Genomic DNA, 21,876 nt, shown 5'->3' with positions numbered 1-21,876 from the left:
CACCTCATGAAAATCCTCGGGATTTCAGGAACGATTTTAGGAGCCAAGACAGCTGTATTGGTGAAAGCCGTATTGGATGAGATTAAGGACGTAAATCCAGATGCCGAAACAACGCTTCTGGATTTACGGGAATATGAGATGCAATTTTGCGATGGAAGAAAGCCAGAGCTTTATAATGATGACACTCGAAAGGTGATTCAATCAGTGACGGAGGCGGATTTATATCTGATTGGCTTTCCGATTTTCAACGGTTCGATTCCAGGGCCTTTGAAAAACCTGTTTGATTTAGTACCTCCTGATGTGTTTCGAAATAAAGTCATGGGCTTTGTCGCAAACGGCGGAACGTATCAGCATTACTTAGTCATTGAAAATCAAGTGAAACCGATAGCGGGCTATTTCCGTTCTTACGTCGCACCAAGCTATGTGTATACGAACGCAGAACATTTTAACAGGGAAAATCAAATTACCGACATAGAAGTTTTGAACCGGATTAAGATGCTTGCGGGTGAGCTGGTCATGATGCAGGAGGGCTTTAAAGTAAAAAAGCCCGGTATTGTGTAGACCTATTACCAGAAAGGAGTGGCTTTTTTGATGGAAGAGCGGATGGGTGTAAGAATGGCAATGGTAGAGGAACAATCCATTGAGTCTTTCATGAGGGGTTTGATTGATTATGCGGGACTTTTTCCACCTGCTCGGTTGCCTTTAGAAGAGGCTTTGGATAACTTTGTATCCTACAGGCAATCAGCCGACTCTTGGATGCTTGGAAAATTCATCCTCCCATTTGATTCGTTGGAGGAACTTGTAGAACTTTTCCCAAACCTTCCTCCAGGAACTTATCTTCCACTTTCTTTAACCAGGAGGAACTGCGGCCAATTATACGATTTTTATGAGCGGTTTTGTAAAGAGTTACAAATCATTGAAGACTTTAATTGGAAGCATGGCCATCTAGCGGAAATCATAATGTTCGAGATTCCACTGCCGCAAGGAATCCCCAATAAAAATGAATTGCTTCTATTGGCCAGTCTTGGACAGGCGGCAAACATCAAACTTTTCTTAGAGATTATGGTCTCTGATCAAGAGAACTGGGAACAACAGCTGATTCAGACACTTGATGTTTTTGCACAGACGAACAGCCTGGTTTCCAGTGCCCTCGGAGTGAAGTTTCGGACAGGCGGACTTGAGGCAAAAATGTTCCCTTCTCCGGAAAAACTGTCTGCCTTTCTTTACCACTGTGCAGAACGGAGGCTGCAAATAAAGTTTACGGCGGGGTTGCACCACCCCGTAAGGATGTTCCGTCATGAAGTCGGTACAAAAATGCATGGTTTCGTTAACGTGTTTACAGCGGGGCTTTTCGCTTATGCCCATCAATTGAATAAAGAAGCCCTGACTGAATTGTTAAAAGACGAAAGCCCTGAAAATTTCTGTTTTCAGCCTGAACAGTTAAGCTGGAAAAACAACCAAATAACTGTCCAGGATATTAGGCGGTCAAGAAAGCATCTTTTCTCATATGGTTCCTGCAGCTTTGATGAACCGCGTGATGAATTGAGAGAATTACATATTTTGAAGGAGGCTTAAGACTTGTTAAAGTCGTTTATCAACGTAGATGCTAATTCCCATTTTCCAATTCAGAATTTGCCTTACGGGGTTTTTCGGAAAAAGGGAGGAAAAGAAGAGCCGAGTATTGGAACGGCCATTGGCGATTTTGTACTTGATCTTTCCGTCCTTGATGATGCGGGACTTTTTGATAAAACAAGTGTGCGTGGACAAAAGGTGTTTCATCAGTCAACCCTGAACCGTTTTATGGAATTGGGGAAGACAGCTTGGAAGGAAGTTAGGGCGGTGATCCAAGAACTTCTTAGGGATGATGTTCCAACGTTAATGGATGATGCAGATTTACGAAAAAGAGCATTTATTTCTCAAAATCAAGTTGACATGCTTCTTCCAGTAGGAATTGGAGACTATACTGACTTTTATGCATCCAAAGAACATGCGACAAATGTTGGGACGATGTTTAGGGGAAAAGACAATGCGTTAATGCCGAATTGGACCCATTTGCCAGTAGGATATCATGGCCGGGCCAGTTCTGTTGTCGTAAGCGGGACAGACATCCGCAGACCTCAGGGCCAAATCAAGCCGCCTGGACAGGAATATCCTACATTCTCTCCTTGCAGGCAGCTGGATTTTGAACTGGAGGTAGGTTGTTTTATTGGAACCGGGAACCGGCTTGGTGAGCCAATACCAGTCGGGGAAGCAGAAGAGCATATCTTTGGAATGGTGTTGGTCAATGATTGGAGTGCGCGTGATATTCAGGCATGGGAGTATCAGCCACTCGGCCCATTTCTGGCAAAAAACTTTGCGACCTCCATTTCGCCCTGGGTGGTCCCGCTTGAAGCGCTCGCCCCATTCCGAATCCCTGGCCCCATGCAGGAACCAGAGCCTCTCCCTTATTTAAAAACAAATAAGGCTGGCTCTTTTGACATTCAGCTAGAGGTTTACCTGAAAGGCGATGACATGGAAAGTCCACAGCTGATCACAGAAACCAATTACCGACATCTGTATTGGAGCATGGCACAGATGGTCGCGCACCATTCAATCGGCGGCTGCAACTTGAAACCAGGGGATTTGCTCGCGTCGGGCACAATTAGCGGTCCCGAAAAAATAACAAGGGGAAGCATGTTGGAATTAGCTTGGCGCGGTGCCGAGCCAATCAAGCTTTCAAATGGAAAAGAGCGTGTGTGGCTTGAAGATGGTGATGAATTGATCATGACGGGTTGGTGCCAGGGAGACGGTTACCGTGTTGGTTTTGGAGAGGTGACCGGCCGGGTTTTGCCAGCCGTGAAACTGGAAGGTATGCAAGAAGTTGGAATACTAAAAAGCTGATCGAATGAAAAGGGGGAATCTCATATGCCTTTCTACAAAAAAATGGGAAATATCCCGAAAAAGAGGCATACTGTTTTTAGAAAAAATGACGGGTCGCTTTTTTGGGAACAAGTGATGGGTACGAAAGGTTTTTCAGGTCTTCAATCGATTCTGTATCACCACAATCCTCCCACAAAAATGGTGGAGGCGTCCTTGCTCGGCTATGCATTACCGGAGTATGAGGAGCAGGGGGCATTGCACCATCGCCACTTTAAAACAAACAAACTGGCAAAACAAAATGATTCGGTTGCAGGCCGTCAATATGTGCTCGGTAATGATGATCTGCTGATCGGTTCTGTCAGTCCAACAGAAGAAATGGACTATTATTACCGTAATAGTGATGGGGATGAAGTGTTGTTTGTCCATTATGGAACCGGCTTAGTAGAGACTCTGTTCGGCAATCTTCGCTATCGCCCTGGCGACTATATCGTAATCCCGGTTGGAACCATCTACAAAGTGGTACCTGATGCCGGTGAAGCAAAATTTCTCGTGATTGAAACGACAAGCTGGATTACAACTCCGAAACGATACCGAAATGCTTTTGGCCAGCTGCTGGAGCACAGTCCTTTCTGTGAAAGGGATATCCATGGGCCGGAAACCCTATCAGCCAATTTGGAATCCGGTGAGTATGAGGTTAGGACAAAGTCAAGAGGCTATATGCATTCCCATCTGTATCATCATCATCCACTTGATGTGGAAGGGTGGGATGGCTACCTATTCCCATATACGTTTAATGTGGAGGATTTTGAGCCGATTACAGGGCGGATCCATCAGCCTCCGCCGATTCATCAGACGTTTGAAGGTCATAACTTTGTCATTTGTTCATTTGTCCCCCGTCTTTATGACTATCACCCAGAGGCAATACCGGCTCCATATTTCCACAGCAATGTAGACAGTGATGAAGTTCTTTATTATGTCAAAGGAAACTTTATGAGCAGAAAAGGTGTAGAAGAAGGATCGATCACCTTGCATCCGTCAGGCATCCCTCATGGGCCGCATCCCGGCAAAATTGAGGCAAGTATAGGGAAAAAAGAAACGCTGGAACTGGCTGTCATGATTGATACTTTCAAGCCTTTAAAGGTTTTTCGGACTGCTCGGGAGATTGAAGATAAGGGGTACAAGTATAGTTGGAACGCCTGATTATTTAAATATAAACGCTTTACATTATATGTTTGAAATATTAAAATTTTCTATAAATTAAAGTTTTTGTCACTTTAAAACGGTTATTGTCGAGTTTTAACGAGAGATGGGGGAAGGAAAAATGAAAAAATGGTTCGCTTTACTAGCCAGTGTGTTAGTTGTCTTCAGTTTAGCAGCCTGCAACAGCAACACAACCAATGCGGAAAAAGGGGTCATTAAGGTTGGTGTGAATCTGGAATTGTCCGGAGCATCCGCGGTGTGGGGGGTTCCACAGAAAGATGCGATTGAATTGCTTGCAAAACAAATCAATGACAATGGTGGAATCAACGGAAAGAAAATCAAGCTTGTTGTTTATGATAACGAATCGAATGAAACCCAGTCTATGACTGTAACAAAAAAACTGGTCGAACAGGATAAGGTAGACGTTATTATTGGTGCCGGAACGACACCAACGACTATGCCGCTGCTGCCTTATATTGAAAAAAGCAAAGTGCCGCTTGTATCAGTCGGATCAGGTGACGGAATCTCTTCACCTGTAGAAGAACGCCACTGGGTGTTTAAGACTCCAGTGGACAATGAGGATATTTCTAAGAGTATCGTGGAGCTGCTCAAAAAAGAGAATAAATCAAATGTTGCTTTCATGGCTCTAAATAATGCATATGGGGAAAGCGGCCTGAAAACTTTTGAAGCGGTCGCAAAAGAAAATGGGATCACGATTGCCGCGGTTGAAAAGTTCGGAATGGGCGATAAAGACATGAAGCCCCAGCTAACCAAAATAAAGGGGTTAAACCCTGACGCAATCGTCGTATGGTCCATCCCTCCCGCGGCTTCTATTGTGAATCGTAACTACTGGGAACTAAAAATGGACAACATGTTAATTTATCCTGCCGGCGCTGGTTCCAATGCTTTTGTTGAACTTGCCGGGAAGGATGCTGCCGAGGGAACCTATGTGGCTGCCGGAAAGGTATGGGTGGCTGATCAAATATCTGAAGATGATCCCCAGAAAGAAATCTTAACAAGTTACTTAAAAAAGTTTGGGGAGGAAGCAAGCCCGATTGATGGAATGGCATACGATGCACTGCTCCTCATCTCTAAAGCAATCGAAAAATCCGGAGACAAGGTGACAAGAGAATCCATTAGGGACAATCTTGAAAAGCTTGAAAATGTAGTTGGAGTAACGGGGGTATTCAACCTTAGTGATAAGGATCATCAAGGATTAAGTTCCGTGGATGCTCTAGTGGTACAGGTTAAAAATGGAAAGTGGGTAATTCCTGAGTAGAAGGGAATGAGAGCGTTTGGAAATTATTCAGTTACTTTTGTCGGGATTGGCCGTTGGAGGGATTTATGCTCTAATTGCAGTTGGGTTTGTCACGATTTATAACGTCAATGGCGTTATTAACTTTGCTCAGGGAGAATTTGTCATGGTCGGAGGAATCACTGCCGCGGCAATGGTTTCGGGAGGAGCCCCCCTTTGGGTGGCTGCAATTTTTGCGGTTATCTCTGCTACTTTGGTGGGAGCGCTTGTTCAACGGCTGGCGCTCCAGCCTGCAAGATTCAACAGTGAAGTTGTCTTGATTATTATTACAATCGGCGTCTCAACCGTACTCCGCGGTCTAGCCTTATTTATATTTGGAAGTACTCCAAAGGTTCTGCCCCCTTTTTTAGAAGGGCAGCCTGTAAGCTTCCTCAGTGCCGCCATTCCAAGACAGGACTTTTTTGTCATAGGCATTACCTTGGTCACCATGATTGCCCTGTATTTCTTTTTTGAAAAAACGATGCTCGGTTCTGCATTAAGAGCAAGTATGATGAACCGTGAAGTCAGCCGTTTGATGGGAATTTCCCCCAAATGGATGGGTTTACTCTCTTTTATGCTTGGGGCCAGTCTTGCTGGTATTGTTGGGGTTGCCGTAACACCGATCTCTCTTGCAACCTATGACATGGGGCTCATGATAGGTTTAAAGGGATTTGTCGCCGCGGTCCTTGGAGGGCTGATCAGTATTCCTGGAGCGGTTGTTGGCGGAATTGTTTTGGGGGTTCTGGAGTCACTTGGGGCTGGTTTGGTTTCCTCTGGGTATAAGGATGCAATTGCCTTTTTCATCTTGCTGCTCGTTCTAGTATTTATGCCTCAAGGGATTATGAAGACAAAGAGTGGAAGGCGTGTTTAAGGAAGGAGGATGAACATGGAGAAAACAATTGTTACCAATAACACAACTTTACCAGTAAGCACCTTTTCGAAAAGAAAATTGCTTCTCATTCCTCTTTTACTTGTCACTCTTATTGTGTTTCCTCATTTCGCGGGAGCCTATATTACAGGAATTTTCATATTGATTGGGTTGTATTTCATTTCAACTTTGGGACTGTCGATTTTAATGGGACATGCCGGGCTGGTTTCGTTGGCACAAGCCGCATTTTGGGGAATAGGAGCTTATGGAACAGGGATATTGGCGGTAAAGTATTCAATATCCCCTTTGCTCTCGTTATTGGCGGGAGTTGTTTTTGCCGGATTGATTGCCTACATAATTGGATTCCTTACGCGAAACCTTCAAGGTCATTACTTCTCGCTCGCAACCTTGGGGTTCGGCATTGTTATTAATATCATATTAATTGAAGAATCGGAGCTGACCGGCGGACCATCAGGTTTGATTGGGATTCCATCTCTGTCCATTGGAAGTTTCTCCATCACCTCGGACATTGCATGGTTTTATGTCGTGGTTTTAATAGGAGTCATTGCTTTTATTTTGATGAAAAATTTAGTGCAATCTCCCTGGGGAAGGAACCTTCGTTCAATCCAGGACAGCTCCATCGCTTCCCAATCAATGGGCATTCATGTAGGGCAATATAAAATGACAGCTTTTGTGATCAGTGCTGTGCTTGCTGGTTTAAGCGGGGGATTGTATGCCTCCTATATGAGTTTTATCAGTCCTGCTATTTTCAGTTTTGAAATGTCGATTAAATTCGTGGTGATGGCAGTCTTGGGTGGGCTTGCAAGTCTTTACGGCGCCATCATTGGGGTTGCGGTTGTGACTCTCCTTGTGGAAGTGCTGCGCGATGTCGTTCCGCTGTTTTTTGGAGCGGGTGCCGGAGGGGCTGTAGAAGTCATCTTCTTTGGCCTGCTGCTCGTTATTATGATGATTTATATGCCAAAAGGAATAATGGGAATAGTAGAACGGTTGACTAGGCTCATTAGGAGGAGAACATAATGGCATCTGCATTTCTGGAGTTTAAAAATGTAACTAAACGTTTTGGTGGAGTTATCGCCGTTAACGACAATAATTTTGCCATTAATAAAGGAGAGATTGTATCTCTAATAGGTCCGAATGGTGCTGGCAAAACGTCCACTTTTAACTGTATTACAGGGATGTATTCTCCTGAAGAGGGGGATGTGCTATTTGACGGTAAAAAGATAAACGCCTTCAAGCCAAATGAGATTGCCGAGCTGGGCATTTCCCGAACCTTTCAGAACCTCCAAATATTTAATAATATGACACTATTGGAAAATGTGATGGTATCGGTAAGTGAGACGAGAAAACCCAATATCATCAGTTCCATGCTTCGTTTTCCGAGCATAAAAACCCGTGAAAAAAGAGCAACTGAGCTTGGTATGGAGATGTTAGCGATGGTTGGTCTCGAAGAAAAAACTTTCCATTTGGCGGGTGACTTGTCGTTTGGTGAACAAAGAAGGCTGGAAATTGCCCGTGCTGTTGCCGTTCAGCCAAAACTGCTGCTTTTGGATGAGCCTATGTCAGGATTAAGTGCAGAGGAACGCAGAACGATGATCCGTCTTATCAAAGGATTAAAAGACGAGGGGCTAACGATTTTTCTTATTGAGCATGACCTTTCAACCGTGATGGAAATATCCGATCACATTATCGTCCTTGACTTTGGCAGTAAAATTGCCGAAGGGAAACCTGTTGAAATTCAGAGTAATGAAAAGGTGATCGAGGCCTATCTTGGTGTAGATATTAAAAAGTCCTATCAAGAGCGGGATGTTTCTGAAGATGCGAAAACAGTATTGAAGGTTAACGACTTGCAAGTGTACCGTGAAAGCATCCATGCATTAAAAGGAGTAAATCTGGAGATAAAAGAGGGACAGCTAAGTACAGTCATCGGAACAAATGGTGCTGGCAAATCGACGTTATTGAACACAATCGCTGGCTTGCTGCTCCCAAAATCAGGACAAGTGATTTTTGAAGAAAAAAATATTACCGGCGTTCCTGCCGAAAAGCTTGCCTATACAGGTATAAGCCTTGTTCCTGAACGAAGAGGAATGTTTCCTGAATTAATGGTTGAAGAAAGCTTGCGGCTTGGCGCTTTTAACCGTTATAAAGGATACGGGGCATCAAAGGCTGTCATAAAAGGAATTGAAGAGGATATAGAAAAAATGTACGAGCTTTTTCCCCGTTTAAAAGAGAGGAGAAAGCAGCTTTCCGGTACGTTGAGCGGTGGGGAGCAGCAAATGCTGGCGATTGCGAGAGGACTGATGGCACGTCCGAAGATCTTGATGCTCGATGAACCATCACTTGGCCTTGCACCCATTATAGTAGAAGAAATCTTTGAAACCTTGTATCAACTAAAACAATCAGAAACAACTATCATTTTAGTCGAACAAAACGCCAAAGCCGCCCTGCAAGTCGCCGACTGGGGCTATCTGTTGGAAAACGGCAAAATAAAAATAGAAGGAAAGCCGAGTGAACTCGCTGGGAATAAGATTGTGCAGGAGGCTTATTTGAGTATACATTGATGTGGCTGTCACTAACGGATTTCATTGGGGGTAGTGCATGTCACTCCCCCGTTTTTTCTTTTTTCACAAATTGTTCCACAAGATATTGCAGGCGGTATATTTGAGTATTCATGGCTAAATGGGGACGGTTCTGAGTTTGCTGATTGTGTATTGGCAAACCTAGAACCGTCCCCACTCTGCTTCCATCTCTAAATTCGGGTCCCGAATTGCGCGGCAGAACCGGCGTTTTTGCTTTTTAACTAGTGAATTGTTTTCTTTGGTGTCCGAGATTTACTAGTTAATCTCTTCTTTGGTGTCCGGGAATTACTAGTGATTTTTTCTGTTTATGTCGGTTTTTACTAGTGAATTCATGTACTAAGTAACTATATCAAGTAGTAGGGGTCTGACCCGGGTCATAAGCCGGAGAAAAATATAGTCATGGTTTGCAAGTTAATTTCGTGTCATATGAAAAGTATGCTTTCCTATAGGGGGGGGTACCCCTTGAAGCATACTTTTTCTTTATTTTTTTTGAGCAAGGGACTGTTTTTGAACCATCGTGATAGCGATTACTTTTCACGCGAGTCTAGATGAGTGACATTGATTGGGCAAAATTCGAAAAGGAAGTCACTCAAATCCAGTTGAGTGACATTGATTGGGCAAAATTCGAAAAGGAAGTCACTTAAATCCGGATTATTAAATCAAGGGACGGTCCGTTGATTTATTTGAACTAACTAGAGAAACTAGTTTCTTCCTATTTATTCATAGTCGACCAAGCCAGCCAGATATTAAAAGAAGCCGCCCGATTTGTCCGGACGGCAGTTTTTGGGTTATAGGATTTTTGCAAAAAAGTGCCGATTCCTGGGTCCGTCGAATTCGCAAAAATAGATGCCCTGCCATGTCCCGAGCAATAGCTGGCCATCATTGACGATTACGAGTTGGGAGGACCCGACTGTGCTGGCTTTCATATGCGCGGCGGTATTTCCTTCCATATGCCTGTCGGCTTCATGGTGCCACGGATAGACTTCATCAAAGCGGCGGATCATGTCGCGTTTAACGTCGGGATCGGCATTTTCATTAATCGTTATGCCGGCTGTCGTGTGCGGGCAATAGACGACGACCGCCCCTTCCTCCAAGCCCTGGTCTGATACAAAGTTCTGAATGAGTTCAGTCACCTCGAGCATTTCATCACGGTGATTCGTTTGCAATGTGAATTTTTTCAACATGAAAAACCTCCCCTTTCTCTTAGTGTCTACTTTACTACAACGGAGTGGAGGCTGTCTTTACTGGTGAAGGGGGAGTTTTCTCCGAAAGATGTGGTTAAAGAGACCTTGCTTCATTTTTTTCTTCACGTGTTATGAGGGCGAGGCTTCCCAAAATAATTAACAGGCCGGCAAACATTCCTGAGGTAATTTGTTCATGTAGGACGATGGCTCCCCATACCATGCCGAACGGCGGAATCAAAAATGTTACGGTAACGGTTTTCGTTGGGCCGACATGCTCGATTAGATAGTAATAAAGGAGATACCCGAAGGCAGTCGAGAAAACAGCGACTCCAAGCACGGAGTACAAAACGACTGGTGCCAGGTTGATTGTTTGCCCTGGGAAGCCTGCCGAAGTTATCGGAATCAATAACAGTGTGGCGCCCATCAGCTGGCCAAAGGATACCGACAATGGAGAGCAGTTCTTGAAGGTCTTTTTCGCATAAACCCCACCGAAAGCATAGGAAACTGTCGAGAGAAGGGAACATAAACTCGCCAGAAAAACCTCCAGGCTCGGCTCAACTGGACTCCAGCCAACGGTAATCACAACGCCGGCCAACCCAAGCATAATCCCGAGGCCTTTGGAAGAGGTGAGCCTTTCCTTCATCCAAACCCAGGCTGCGATCGCTGTGAAAAAGGGAGTCATGGCATTGATGATTGCTAATATAGACGCATTCAAATGAACGGCCGCTAGGGAAACGAGCGTAAAGGGGATTGCGGAATTCAGTGCGCCGATGATGAAATAGTGTTTCCATCGCTGCCTGAGATGGACCGGTTTTTTGAAAAAAAGAGCGATCGTCAATAAAGCGAGAGCCGCAAAGGTAACCCGCCCTTGGGAAGTAAGGAAAGGACCGATCGCCGGGGAGGCAATCCGAACGAATAGGAAGGATGATCCAAACAAAGCCGCCAAAGCAAACAAAACAGCAAGTTCCTTAAGTTTCACACGCTTCGCCTCTTGTTCTTTTGTTGACTCCTTTTTCTAATGTATTCCTGCCGGGGAAAACGGTGAGGTGGGCTTGCTGCATGTTGAGGAGTGCGGCTTGATGCCGGGGGGTAAGTAATTGAAATTCCGATTTACATACGTCCGCATCACTAAAAAGGAGAGAGTACAGGGAGGATTCGTACGCTTTTTGTTGAACCTATTACTAATAACATAGGTAACTCCATCAAAGACCATCCATACTGATGGTTTCATCGAGTGTATTTATCCATTTGAGAAAGGGGGCTTCCCTATGACCTTCGATCAAACCGAGACCTTTTTTCTCGATTCACATAAGGCTATGAAGCTATTGGAAATTAATAAGTTGCTGACTAAATCGTTACATTTGCAGGAAGTACTTCAAAATTTAATTACTGCCGCAAGTGATTTGGTCAGCACTACCGACACTTTTATTATTTATTTGTTTGATGAGTCCACTCAAAGGCTTAAGTTTGTGGAAGGCAAAGGAGTCGATGTAGAAGCATTGCAGGAGATTGCCTTTTCTCCAGGTGAATCGATTACGGGGCGCGTATTTTCAGAAAAACAAGCGATTCTTTTTAAATCAGAGCAAGAAATAGATGATTTCATGTGCACGATGTCACCCGATAACTATCGTGCTTATTTGAAAGGGGTATATGGAAGGAAAATCAAAAGTGCTTTTTGTGTCCCGATCATTTACAAGGATTGCTGTTTTGGGGTGTTGGTCGTTGATAGTTTTAATCATGATGGGCTTTTTTCCATGGAGGATATGGAAGTGATTAAAATTATCGCGGATCAAAGTGCGATTGCGATTGAACATTCCAGGGTTTATAACGATTTGCTAATGCAACATAAACTGCTTATGGATTCTATCTCGATCCATAAAAAATTCTACCAGCTTATTATCGACGGGAATGGAATTGAATCCATTCTCTCTTTACTGGAAGAACTGATTCAATCTTCGGTTATCTATCACGAAACATCAATTTATGAGAATAGAGAAAGGTATTTTCCAATCATCCGTAATCAGGAAATTTTGGGAGTGCTGGAATTGGAAAAGCCTTTTACGGAATTTCCTGAGAATGAACAAATGATTATTGAGAATGCAAGCCTCACGATGGCGCTTGAAATCACAAAGGATAGCGCTTTGATAGAACAGGAACTCCATTTTCGTAATGAGGTTTTTAACCAATTAATTAATGAGCAGAACCAATATGATGTTAATCGTCTCCTGAATTATTTGAAGTGGGAACGGACGAATGACATTCAATGTGTGATTATTGAAGGTGCCTACAAGCCTTTATGGGAAAATAATAAGATAAAGGAAAAACAATGGATTGTTCTTTCGATTCAGAAATTACTTGATAGCCTCTGTAAAAATAGTTTTGTCGTGACGCATACATACCAGCTTATTCTTTTAATTCCAGGAGGGGTTACTGAGGATGTAGTGAAACAACTAATAAACGAAATGGACCGGATTTTAAGTGGACGGAACATTTTAATTGGAATTGGCCGGAAAACAACCATACACCAATTGGCCACCTCCTACCAGGAAGCGCTTCGTTCCATCAGCTTTGGAAAAACCTCTAAGGCGTCAAAAGTGATTGAATATTCAAAGCTCGGCATGGAGCGGCTATTCCATGAAATTGAACAGCAGACCATCGACATGTACATCCACGATAAAATAGGGAAACTGCTGAAAGCTGATCCGGTTTTGTTGCATACTTTGCTTTGTTTTATCCGGAATAATAAAAACCATAAAGACACGGCGGCCGAGATGCATATCCACGGAAACACGTTGTATTACCGGTTGAAAAAGATTGAGGACATGCTTCAGTTAAGCCTGAACAATGAAAAAGAATGGGTTGATCTCATGATTGCAACCCAATTATATGTGGCAACCCATAATGTTTGAATTAAAACTTTGTGGGTTGCCACATTTTTATTTAGTATTTAGAATATTATAATAAATTTTAATCAAGAGATGAGGTGAGGAAGAAATGGCTCAAACGTACTTTAATTACATCAATGGCGAATGGGTGCCCGCTCAATCCGGAGAGGTATATACGAGCGTCAACCCGGCTAGCACGGAAGAAGTGCTGGGGTTTTTCCAAAAGTCCGATCAACGTGATGTAGAGGACGCGATTACAGTCGCGGAACAGGCTTTCAAGACATGGTCGCAGGTTGCTGTCCCGGAGCGGGGGGACGTATTGTTCAAATTAATTTACCTGCTGGAAGAGCAAAAAGAGGAATTGGCAGCGATTATTACAAAGGAAGTCGGGAAGACGTATAAAAACTCTTTGGCGGAAGTCAACATCACGATTGACGCCATGAAGCAATTCAGTGGTGAGGCAACACGTTTAAAGGGGGAAACCGTCCCTTCCAAGAATGCGGACATTTTTGCCTACACCGTAAGGGAACCACTAGGCGTCGTTGGGGTCATTGCTCCTTATAACTTTCCGCTAGGTATTGGTATATGGAAGATTGCCCCTGCCATCGTTGCCGGGAACACGGTGATTTTTAAGCCCGCGAGCAACACATCGTTGATTAGTGTGAAAATCATCGAGCTTTTTGAAAAAGCGGGTGTGCCAAAAGGGGTTGTGAATATGGTGACGGGCCCTGGCGGCGTGATTGGCGGTGCGATCGGCAATCATCCGAAAATAAAAGCCGTTTCGTTTACCGGTTCAACAGAAGTCGGTCTGACACTGGGAAGAGCGGTAACAGTCCGCGGCGGAAAAATGCAGGCTGAAATGGGCGGTAAGAACGCCTCGATCATCCTTGAGGATGCGAATCTTGATGAAACGATCCGGAATGTTGTCATCAGCGGATTTTTTGATAATGGGCAGCGGTGCACCGGGACGAGCAGGTTGATTGTGCCAAGAAGCATCTCGAAAGAGGTTATTAGTAGATTGGTTGACTCTGCGAATGCCTTACATATTGCCGACGGCTTTGATGAAAAGGCGGACAACGGCCCGGTTATTGATGAAAGCCAAATGAATCTTTATTTAAAACATATCGATCTCGCGGTGGAAGAGGGCGCCGTCCTTGAATGCGGCGGAAAGAGGCTGACGGATCAAGGCAGGGATAAAGGCTATTTTGTCGCTCCGACCGTTTTCAGCGGCGTCACGCCTGACATGACGATTTTCAAAGAGGAAATCTTCGCGCCCGTCATCGCGGTTATTGAAGTCGATTCCTATGAGGAAGCCTTGGAAGTAGCGAATGACAGCGAATTTGGCTTGTCCTCTACCATTTATACAAAAGACCTCGAGAAAGCGATGCACTTTGTGAAGCATATTCAGACAGGCGTCACACACGTAAATATTCCTTCGAATTATTTTGAAAACCAATATCCTTTCGGCGGTAAAAAAGCATCCAGCCTCGGTCCAAGAGAACAAGGCTCGACAGCCCTCGAGTTTTGGACAGAGTATAAGACTGTTTATATTAAAGCCTGAAAAATGATGGGGAAGGAGTGGGCGCATGGCGAAGGTTGGTGTGATTGGATGCGGACTGATGGGAGGCGGAATCGCAAAAAACTTGCTTAAGCATCACTATAATGTGCTTGCCTATGATATTAATCCGAATGCGGTAAAGGAATTAGCCAGTCTTGGCGCGATTCCCTGTACAAGCCCTGAAGAGATGGCAAGCCAAGTTGACTATTTAATTCTATCCCTTGCCTCACCAGAGGTCATTCGCGATACTCTTTTGCATGGCGAAAAAGGCGTACTTTTTAAAATGAAAAAAGGAACCTCCATTTTGGACATGAGTACGAATGACGTAAAGTTGACAAGGGAAATCCATGGGATTGCTGCGGGGATGGGTGTTTCTTTTTTTGACTGTCCCTTAAGTGGAGGCCCAGAAGGAGCAGCAAACGGGACGTTAACGATTATGGTTGGAGGAAAGGAAGAGGATTATCCTAGCATTCTCCCGGTTTTGCAGGCAGTAGGAAAGCATATCGAATATGTCGGGAAGAGCGGAGCGGGACAAACCGTCAAACTTTGCCACAATATGGTCGTGGCAGGTGTGATTACGTTATTAAGTGAAGCCTTTCTAACCGGAGAAAGGTCGGGAGTTGCAAAGGAAAAGCTTGCCGGTATCCTCCAAAAAGGATCGGGACAGACGCGGGCGATGGATGTATTCGGCGTCAATATATTGGACGAATCGTTTGATCAAGTGAAATTCTCACTTGCAAATATGGCGAAGGATATCCACTTGTATCGTCAGTTAGCCGAAGATTCGAACATCTCCACCTTTGTCAGTGATATGACCCATCAGCTATTCCATTTAGGCAGGAACAAAGGGAAGGGCCAGCAGGACTCATCGGCAGTCTACAATGTTTTGAGAGAGATGATGGAATAACCAGGAGGGATCTTGTATGCAAGACTTTTTTGAAAAACTGGATGAAATCTATGATGAACTAGTGTCCATTCGCAGATATTTGCATGAATATCCGGAGTTATCTTTTGAGGAAGTAAAAACAGCGGAATACATTGCGAATTACCATCGCGGATTAGGTCACGAGGTCCGGACAGGTGTAGGCGGCAATGGAGTTGTTGCCTATTTAAAGGGAGACCGTCCGGGACCAACTGTAGCATTGCGGGCGGATTTTGACGCTCTTCCGATTGTGGAACAAACGGATCTGCCATTTCAGTCAAAAAACGTCGGGGTGATGCATGCTTGCGGCCATGACGGCCATACTGCCACATTACTCGGCCTGGCAAAGGTTTTAAATGGGATGAAGCAGGAATTAGAAGGCACGGTTGTCTTTATCCATCAACATGCGGAGGAGTTGCCTCCAGGCGGTGCGATTTCGATGATTGAAGATGGCTGCCTGGATGGGGTGGATGTGATTTTCGGGACGCATTTACAGGCACAAATGCCCCTAGGTGAAATAGGGTATCGAGTGGGCGCTATCCAAGCCGCTCCCGACCGGTTTGATATTAAAATCCAGGGGCGCGGAGGACATGGCGCTTATCCGCATCAAACGATTGATAGTATCGTAGTCGGAGGCCAGCTCATTAACAATCTCCAGCAAATTGTAAGCCGGAAGGTGGACCCTTTGGATTCCGCGGTTGTATCAGTCACTTCATTCGAAGCAAAAAATCCGTACAATGTCATTGCGGATACCGCTGAAATGATTGGCACAGTCCGGACCTTTAAAGAAGAGACCCGTACTTTTATAGAAAAAGAAATGGAAAGGGTTGTTCGTGGAACGTGTGAAGTGAATGGTGCGGACTATCAGTTTACGTATACTCGGGGCTACCCAACCCTTGTCAACCATAAGGAAGAAACAGAATTTGTTGCCCGGTTGGCGGAAGGCGTGCCTGGCGTGGAGAGGGTGGCGGAAACGGAACCGGTCATGGGCGGGGAGGATTATGCTTACTACCTGCAGCATGTTAAAGGCACGTTCTTTTTTACCGGGGCAAAGAACCCGGAGTGGAAGGACTCATACCCGCACCATCATCCAAAATTCGATATTGATGAGCGCGCCCTGTTGATAGCCGCAAAGATACTTGGAAAAGCAACTTTGGAATACATGAAGATACACGCAAAAGAGGCGGTAGGCTGATTTGAATTTGCCAAAAGCCGAAAATCCAAATGCCAAAAAGGGGGAAGAGAACATGAGTGAAAATGCTGTGAATCTATGGAAGGATTGGCGCTTGCATCTTACAGTACTCGCCATTGTCATTGTTGCTGAACTTATTGGCACACATCAGATTCCAGTTGGAGCAGGGGTTATTTTATTGTTGCCGATGCTGTATGCCGTCATCATCGGGATTGCCGTCTATTTTACGCCTGCTGTTACTAAAAAGCAGTCCGAGAATGCTGAAAATCTCGTGTTTATTACCCTAACTCTATTAATCGCAAAATTCGGGGTTCAAGCAGGTCCCGCTCTACCCTTGCTAATAGAAGCAGGTCCGGCACTCATTCTCCAGGAGATTGGAAACCTGGGTACAATTATACTCGCATTGCCGATAGCGGTTTTACTAGGTTTAAAGAGAGAAAGTATTGGGATGACACATTCAATTGGCCGTGAACCCAACCTGGCGCTTATCACGGATAAATACGGCCTTTCTTCTCCAGAGGGACGCGGTGTGATGGCCATTTATATTTTCGGTACAGTCTTTGGATCGATCTTCTTAGGACTCATTTCAGGATTTTTGGCGACAGCCACGCCGCTTCATCCTTACTCGTTTGGGATGGCATCCGGTATAGGAAGCGGCAGTATGGCTGCTGCTTCACTTGGGCCGCTAGTAGCAGCTTATCCGGAAATGGCGGACGAAATTGCTGCCTTTTCCGGAGCAAGTAACCTTTTAACATCTGTTACTGGATTATACGCGAGTATTTTAATCGGTTTGCCGTTAACTGAAAAACTGTATAATGTTCTATCGAGAATTCGGGACAAAAAAGAAGTTGAAGCGAACACAAAGGGGGCATAATAACCAATGTTAAAAAGCATACAAGAATGGGCCGTATTATTCATCATTGTTTCATTATTAGTTCTTGTAGGGAACTGGATTGGTTATGAAGTGATGCCGCTTGCCGCACTTCCGGGACTGTTCGTGTTAGTGGGACTTGGTATGATTGGGCTAATAATTCATAAAGCCCTTCCGTTTAAAAAGATTCCGAGCGTTGCCTACATCGGAATTCTCGGATTTATTATCACCATTCCGGGCATGCCATTTCAGGAAAAGATTGTGGAGTGGACAGCGCAGGTAAATCTGTTAGCCATCGCTACCCCTATTCTTGCTTATGCAGGCATCTCCATTGGCCGCTCCTGGACAGACTTCGCAAAGCTCGGGTGGAAAACCATCATAGTAGGCATGTGTGTCCTAGTAGGCAGCTATCTTGGATCTGCGATAATTGCAGAAATTATTTTGCGAATTCAAGGGGTTATATAGTAAGTGCCTGAAGCAGAGGTACAATTGAAATGAAAAGACGACACCCGCCAACTGTTCAAACAGAGATGCGGGTGTCGTCTTTTAAACTATTTTAAAAATTCTTTTTTTACAAATTGCAGTGCTTCTTGGATGTCTTGGTCCAGTTTGGTCTCGTCGGCATTGTTGGATAAGTCTCGCCAGACTTTAATATCGGAACCTACGATGCCTCCGGGGCGGACAACGATTGAATTTCCTTATATACCTATTTTAATCTCCTTTAATCTAGCATCCTGTTCCAAGTAAAATCCTCAAATTGATCTCTATATGGTTATTTCCTAAAAAACAGATTTTCTGGGGTATTAGTAAAAAGATTTACCATATCGGTAAAGTGGAGAATCGGGAATGATTTTAATAAAAAACGCTCAGAGATTGAGCGTTTTTCTATACTTTATCTTCTGCTGAATAGCTTGTTAGCTAGGATGCGATTTGAGTGGTTACTTTAAGTCTCTGATTGGAATTTTGTGCTTCAAAACTGGTTTGCTGATCGTAGTTAAAATACGCCTCAAAAGAATAACCTGAAAAGCGAGACTATCAAGGCAAATCGAATTATCCTTCGTACTATTCGGCCTCTAAATCGTGTTTGTAATACAAGAGAATCACTGCCAGCAGATACAAGGGTGCCTCGAAAAGTGCCTGCCGTTGTAATAACTTCGACATCTTGTCCTATAAGACTATAGGCATGTTGCGCAAAACTTCTGTCCGACATTCTTTTCACCACCTCTCTTATTAATAGAAAATGCAGCTGAAAATAAATGGCTTGGACATTTACTCCATTGGTGGGGTTATTTTTAAGAAATCATCATTTTCCTTCACAAGCTTTTAAATTTTAAGTAAGGAATTGAAGTCCAAAGATCTATATTCCGCCATGCAATCCATTTTGGGGTAAGTTAGGAACAATTTATGAGGGATTGGAAAAGTACTGTAATATAAAAAAACAAACCTAAAAATCATAAACGCCCCCATTATCGCCGCTGTTGCGGTTCTGCCGGGGGCGTTTCTTTTTGATTCGTGTTTGCGTGACTTGGTGCGTGGAGGGGGACGGTGGATGTTGGGTATTTGCTGGCTAACTGTAGAAATAGATGGCCTTGTGTATGGGCCAATTTTTCAAAAAAATTAAGGTGAAATTTCAAAAACAGTACCTTGGTTAAAATCGGTTACTCTCATCGAGCCATAAGCCCCTAGATAGAGCCGAGTTTGGTTTTGGTTGGTTCCGAGGCTGACATAGTAGGCGGATTGGGGGCCAAAAGGATTATCAGTTTCAATGACAGTATAGTCATTCAGTTTACCGTCGGTTCTTGCGCTGGAATACGCTAAAACGCCTCGAACAGGGGCGGATTCCTTGCGGGCGAGGTCGATGAAGACGACGCGGCCGGTTAAGGCGGGGATTGTCGTCCCCGAGTAGGCCTGCACCCCGGTAAGCGCTGTACCCGCGAACCTACCAGGCCGGGTATCCCTGTGGAGATAAGTGAGCAAAGGCGGGATGCGCGTCTCGGATGTTTTTACTGTATCGTTGTAATAGGCAAATGAATGAGAAGCTGAAGTCGGATTTCCGGGGCAACTCCTTATGGCCGGTGTGGGGAACGCGCCTTCCCATCCGCGCCAGCCAAAGTTAATCAACCTGTTTTGGCCAATTTCTGCGTTTGTTTGGGCGGCCTCAACAAGCCGGGTTACCGGGATTGGCTGATATTGAATGAATGAAAAGATGGACTCCGCGAAATCCTGTCCGACATTTCCCGCATATTTAATAAACTGCTGCCGGGTCCGCTGATATGAAATGCCCGGTATATTCCGAACCCCTTTGGCGATCACGGTAAGTGTTTCCTGGATTGGGCGGGGAAGTTCGTTGAAACGCGTAACGACGGGAGGGTTGGTGATCAGCGTGTTTTTGCTTACATCGATTTCAATGATTTTACCGGCGATTTCCATGTCGTCCTGGGCGAGATTAAATGGATCATAGCCTGAACCGCCATCACCTGTTGTTAAAACCAGCTTGCCTGTTTCAGGTGAAAAGTTCAGGCTGTTGACGCCATTATGATTAAAAAAAGGCCTCCGTATGTTCAGTAATGTCCGTCGTTTTTGGGGCAGGCCATTCGATGGCAACATCCATTCTTCAACAGTATCGATATGGTCAAAACGCGTTTCCCTGTTTGTCCATCTTAGGTTTAACGTTCCTGGGTTACAAGGGTCGGGCTGAAATTCCTGAGTAAGCGCGCCGGGTCCTTGTGTTCCAGCTGCTGAATAATGAAGATAAAAGAGGCCATTCGTGTGAAATTGAGGATGAAACGCGAGCCCCACCACCCCCCGTTCGTCATATCCGCCACCCGCATGGCCCAGCTTAATAATCCGGGTGCGAATGTCCAAAAACGTCCTTAACCCATCGTCTCCTATGTAAAAAATCTCCCCTACCTGGGTGGCGATGAATAATCGTTCAACGGATTCCCTCGGAAGGGACGCTGTTTTCATTACAGTTGGTAAATTGATATTCCGTACAATCGGCTGCAATCGAACCCTAATTTTAGCCAAAGAAGGTTACCTCCTTTCATATCCTTTCCTTATATTAAGAATATGGGCAGGGTTTGAGCGTTAGTACCCAAAAAGGCAAGTCGGGGGAAGAGGGTAATTAGCACATAGAAATTAATAGAAACATAGTAAAAAAATCCTATTAATCATAGGTAAAATAGACTATAATGAAATAATTAAAATAATATTTGGGCAAACCATCTGAAAGGGTGGGACGCAAAGCTACGAGTCTAAGGCATTTGGCTATGATCGTCGGGCTGCACTTCTTTGTTTCTGTTTCATGCAGCCCAACAATTTATTAATTGTTGGGTTTTTGTTTTTCCCAAATAATAAGGGGGCTGGTTTAACAAAGAAAATGATCGCTACCACTCTAATACTACGTCAGATTGGCACACTTTTAACTTACGAGGAGAATAATTGATGAAACGGGCTAAATTTTTATTTTTAACAATCGTGATAGTTTCATTGCTGGCGGCTTGCGGTGATAGCGTTCAAAATACGAACAATGGTGAAAAAAAGGGAGATCAGGAAGTAGAGAAATTGTCTGCCAAAGCTGCTATTAAAAAGGATTCAACAGTAACAGAGATTCCTCTTCAAGTTGGCGCGCATCCCCGCTGCTGTTTAGGAATTAACGTGCAAAAAGCAGAAGTGCAAACAAATCCGGACCTGCTTATCCTCCAACTGGAAGTAAGGACTCTATTAGGTTTTCAAGAAGGAATAACGGATACGAATCTTTACTTAGGCTATAAGGATATGATTCCCGTATTTAATTTGCTTACGGAACAAGGAGTATTTGAAGGTTACTTGCATGATCCTGAGATTTTAAAAGAAGGTGAACCTAAATCGATAAAAGTGATATTCGCCGATGTGAAGGGGAAACCATTAGGTTTGTCTGTAAGGAGAGTTTTTGAAGAATCACAGGTGCAGGATGGCAGTTATCGGGATGCAGATAAGCAAGGAACTTTCGCTTATTTAGAAGATGTTAATGAAGAGATGATGCTCAGAATTGGCAGAGGGTTATTCGATAAAGTAACGAGTATTGAATTGGCTAAAACGGAGGAAGAAGTATGGGAAATCCTAACTCCTCTTTTTGATCAAGATAGTCCTCCTGAATTATACAATGTTCTTTTTGATGAAATTACCTACGGAGATTACAGTCGTTACGAAATTAAGTACCTGGATGAGTCTGTTGAATTCAAGGACAAGGGAGCTTTTATACAATATGAGGCTTCCGTTGAAATTCACTTATATGGCCAAAACGGAGCCATTGCGAGGACAAAAGGGTTCGGAGTCAGTTCGTTAATCAGTATCTCTAAAGCAACCGGTAATTATATGTTTAGCGGCTTGGATTACGATTATTTAACCGGTACAGATTCTTATTGGGATGTTGGGGAGTAATATAAAAAATCATAGAAAAATGCC

18 protein-coding genes, 1 pseudogene and 1 riboswitch are annotated in these 21,876 nt (G+C 44.2%); of the genes and pseudogenes, 16 read left to right on the top strand and 3 right to left on the bottom strand.

What is annotated here, in order from left to right:
* Positions 1–6 precede the first annotated feature (6 nt).
* The 9 genes and pseudogenes from V1499_RS18300 (at position 7) to V1499_RS18260 (ending at position 8,800) form a co-directional block, all read left to right on the top strand.
* Entirely contained in the window at positions 7–561 is a 555-nt protein-coding gene (locus V1499_RS18300; RefSeq protein WP_409271427.1) for an NADPH-dependent FMN reductase, read from the top strand.
* A 27-nt stretch (positions 562–588) separates the two neighbouring features.
* Positions 589–1,575, top strand: coding sequence for a hypothetical protein (locus V1499_RS18295; protein WP_409271425.1), 987 nt, complete (start codon positions 589–591; stop codon positions 1,573–1,575).
* A 3-nt stretch (positions 1,576–1,578) separates the two neighbouring features.
* Complete coding sequence (gene fahA, locus V1499_RS18290; RefSeq protein ID WP_409271424.1) at positions 1,579–2,880, top strand: fumarylacetoacetase; 1,302 nt, start codon at positions 1,579–1,581, stop codon at positions 2,878–2,880.
* 24 nt (positions 2,881–2,904) lie between these two features.
* Complete coding sequence (locus tag V1499_RS18285) at positions 2,905–4,059, top strand: homogentisate 1,2-dioxygenase (protein WP_409271422.1); 1,155 nt, start codon at positions 2,905–2,907, stop codon at positions 4,057–4,059.
* A 121-nt stretch (positions 4,060–4,180) separates the two neighbouring features.
* The gene (locus tag V1499_RS18280) at positions 4,181–5,338 is read left to right on the top strand and encodes an ABC transporter substrate-binding protein (protein WP_409271420.1); all 1,158 of its coding nucleotides are present in this window, start codon (positions 4,181–4,183) and stop codon (positions 5,336–5,338) included.
* A gap of 16 nt (positions 5,339–5,354) precedes the next feature.
* Entirely contained in the window at positions 5,355–6,224 is an 870-nt protein-coding gene (locus V1499_RS18275; RefSeq protein WP_409271418.1) for a branched-chain amino acid ABC transporter permease, read from the top strand.
* Between the two features lie 15 nt (positions 6,225–6,239).
* Positions 6,240–7,259, top strand: coding sequence for a branched-chain amino acid ABC transporter permease (locus V1499_RS18270; RefSeq protein WP_409271416.1), 1,020 nt, complete (start codon positions 6,240–6,242; stop codon positions 7,257–7,259).
* Positions 7,259–8,011, top strand: a pseudogene (locus tag V1499_RS18265) (ABC transporter ATP-binding protein); the annotation flags it as partial. The gene V1499_RS18270 and the pseudogene V1499_RS18265, both read left to right, overlap by 1 nt.
* Positions 8,012–8,020: 9 nt before the next feature.
* Positions 8,021–8,800, top strand: coding sequence for an ABC transporter ATP-binding protein (locus tag V1499_RS18260; protein ID WP_409276334.1), 780 nt, complete (start codon positions 8,021–8,023; stop codon positions 8,798–8,800).
* Between the two features lie 806 nt (positions 8,801–9,606).
* On the opposite strand, the gene V1499_RS18255 is transcribed toward V1499_RS18260, so the two are convergent.
* A complete protein-coding gene (locus V1499_RS18255; protein ID WP_409271414.1) occupies positions 9,607–10,002 on the bottom strand; it encodes a secondary thiamine-phosphate synthase enzyme YjbQ in 396 nt (131 codons plus the stop codon).
* Positions 10,003–10,096: 94 nt separating this feature from the next.
* Positions 10,097–10,981 (bottom strand): DMT family transporter, encoded by an 885-nt coding sequence (locus tag V1499_RS18250; protein ID WP_409271412.1) that lies wholly within the window; start codon positions 10,979–10,981, stop codon positions 10,097–10,099.
* Positions 10,982–11,270: 289 nt separating this feature from the next.
* Here V1499_RS18250 and V1499_RS18245 point away from each other — a divergent pair, with 289 nt between their 5' ends.
* The 6 genes from V1499_RS18245 to V1499_RS18220 all read left to right on the top strand — a co-directional run bounded on the left by V1499_RS18245 (position 11,271) and on the right by V1499_RS18220 (position 17,895).
* Positions 11,271–12,911, top strand: coding sequence for a helix-turn-helix domain-containing protein (locus tag V1499_RS18245; protein ID WP_409271410.1), 1,641 nt, complete (start codon positions 11,271–11,273; stop codon positions 12,909–12,911).
* Positions 12,912–12,996: 85 nt separating this feature from the next.
* Positions 12,997–14,448 carry an aldehyde dehydrogenase family protein gene (locus tag V1499_RS18240; protein ID WP_409271408.1) on the top strand — a complete coding sequence of 484 codons (1,452 nt, stop codon included), beginning with the start codon at positions 12,997–12,999 and terminating at the stop codon, positions 14,446–14,448.
* A gap of 25 nt (positions 14,449–14,473) precedes the next feature.
* Positions 14,474–15,352, top strand: coding sequence for an NAD(P)-dependent oxidoreductase (locus V1499_RS18235; RefSeq protein WP_409271406.1), 879 nt, complete (start codon positions 14,474–14,476; stop codon positions 15,350–15,352).
* A gap of 16 nt (positions 15,353–15,368) precedes the next feature.
* Positions 15,369–16,562: a M20 family metallopeptidase gene (locus V1499_RS18230; protein ID WP_409271405.1), complete on the top strand. Its 1,194-nt coding sequence runs from the start codon at positions 15,369–15,371 to the stop codon at positions 16,560–16,562.
* Between the two features lie 52 nt (positions 16,563–16,614).
* Positions 16,615–17,433, top strand: coding sequence for a DUF3100 domain-containing protein (locus V1499_RS18225; protein ID WP_409271403.1), 819 nt, complete (start codon positions 16,615–16,617; stop codon positions 17,431–17,433).
* Between the two features lie 6 nt (positions 17,434–17,439).
* Positions 17,440–17,895, top strand: coding sequence for a hypothetical protein (locus V1499_RS18220; protein WP_409271401.1), 456 nt, complete (start codon positions 17,440–17,442; stop codon positions 17,893–17,895).
* Between the two features lie 1,152 nt (positions 17,896–19,047).
* Here the strand turns inward: V1499_RS18220 and V1499_RS18215 are convergent.
* On the bottom strand, positions 19,048–20,397 hold the full coding sequence (locus V1499_RS18215) for a PQQ-dependent sugar dehydrogenase (protein ID WP_409276333.1): 1,350 nt from the start codon (positions 20,395–20,397) through the stop codon (positions 19,048–19,050).
* A 238-nt stretch (positions 20,398–20,635) separates the two neighbouring features.
* Positions 20,636–20,719, top strand: a riboswitch (cyclic di-GMP riboswitch).
* Between the two features lie 155 nt (positions 20,720–20,874).
* Between V1499_RS18215 and V1499_RS18210 the strand changes: the two genes are divergently transcribed.
* Positions 20,875–21,852 carry a hypothetical protein gene (locus tag V1499_RS18210; RefSeq protein ID WP_409271399.1) on the top strand — a complete coding sequence of 326 codons (978 nt, stop codon included), beginning with the start codon at positions 20,875–20,877 and terminating at the stop codon, positions 21,850–21,852.
* Positions 21,853–21,876: the final 24 nt, after the last annotated feature.

The sequence above is a fragment of the Neobacillus oceani genome (assembly GCF_046237595.1).
In the GTDB taxonomy this organism is placed as follows: Bacteria; Bacillota; Bacilli; order Bacillales; family Cytobacillaceae; genus Bacillus_D; species Bacillus_D oceani.
Note: the sequence above shows the minus strand (reverse complement) of the source record. Positions and strands in the feature narration are given on the sequence as shown.

Excerpts from the sequence above, each read along its gene's own strand:
- V1499_RS18240 (WP_409271408.1), top strand. The coding sequence starts at position 12,997 with ATGGCTCAAACGTACTTTAATTACATCAATGGCGAATGGGTGCCCGCT.
- V1499_RS18215 (WP_409276333.1), bottom strand. The coding sequence starts at position 20,397 with ATGAAAACAGCGTCCCTTCCGAGGGAATCCGTTGAACGATTATTCATC.
- V1499_RS18235 (WP_409271406.1), top strand. The coding sequence starts at position 14,474 with ATGGCGAAGGTTGGTGTGATTGGATGCGGACTGATGGGAGGCGGAATC.
- V1499_RS18230 (WP_409271405.1), top strand. The coding sequence starts at position 15,369 with ATGCAAGACTTTTTTGAAAAACTGGATGAAATCTATGATGAACTAGTG.
- V1499_RS18285 (WP_409271422.1), top strand. The coding sequence starts at position 2,905 with ATGCCTTTCTACAAAAAAATGGGAAATATCCCGAAAAAGAGGCATACT.
- V1499_RS18280 (WP_409271420.1), top strand. The coding sequence starts at position 4,181 with ATGAAAAAATGGTTCGCTTTACTAGCCAGTGTGTTAGTTGTCTTCAGT.
- V1499_RS18220 (WP_409271401.1), top strand. The coding sequence starts at position 17,440 with ATGTTAAAAAGCATACAAGAATGGGCCGTATTATTCATCATTGTTTCA.
- V1499_RS18210 (WP_409271399.1), top strand. The coding sequence starts at position 20,875 with ATGAAACGGGCTAAATTTTTATTTTTAACAATCGTGATAGTTTCATTG.
- V1499_RS18255 (WP_409271414.1), bottom strand. The coding sequence starts at position 10,002 with ATGTTGAAAAAATTCACATTGCAAACGAATCACCGTGATGAAATGCTC.
- V1499_RS18225 (WP_409271403.1), top strand. The coding sequence starts at position 16,615 with ATGAGTGAAAATGCTGTGAATCTATGGAAGGATTGGCGCTTGCATCTT.
- V1499_RS18245 (WP_409271410.1), top strand. The coding sequence starts at position 11,271 with ATGACCTTCGATCAAACCGAGACCTTTTTTCTCGATTCACATAAGGCT.
- V1499_RS18300 (WP_409271427.1), top strand. The coding sequence starts at position 7 with ATGAAAATCCTCGGGATTTCAGGAACGATTTTAGGAGCCAAGACAGCT.
- V1499_RS18270 (WP_409271416.1), top strand. The coding sequence starts at position 6,240 with ATGGAGAAAACAATTGTTACCAATAACACAACTTTACCAGTAAGCACC.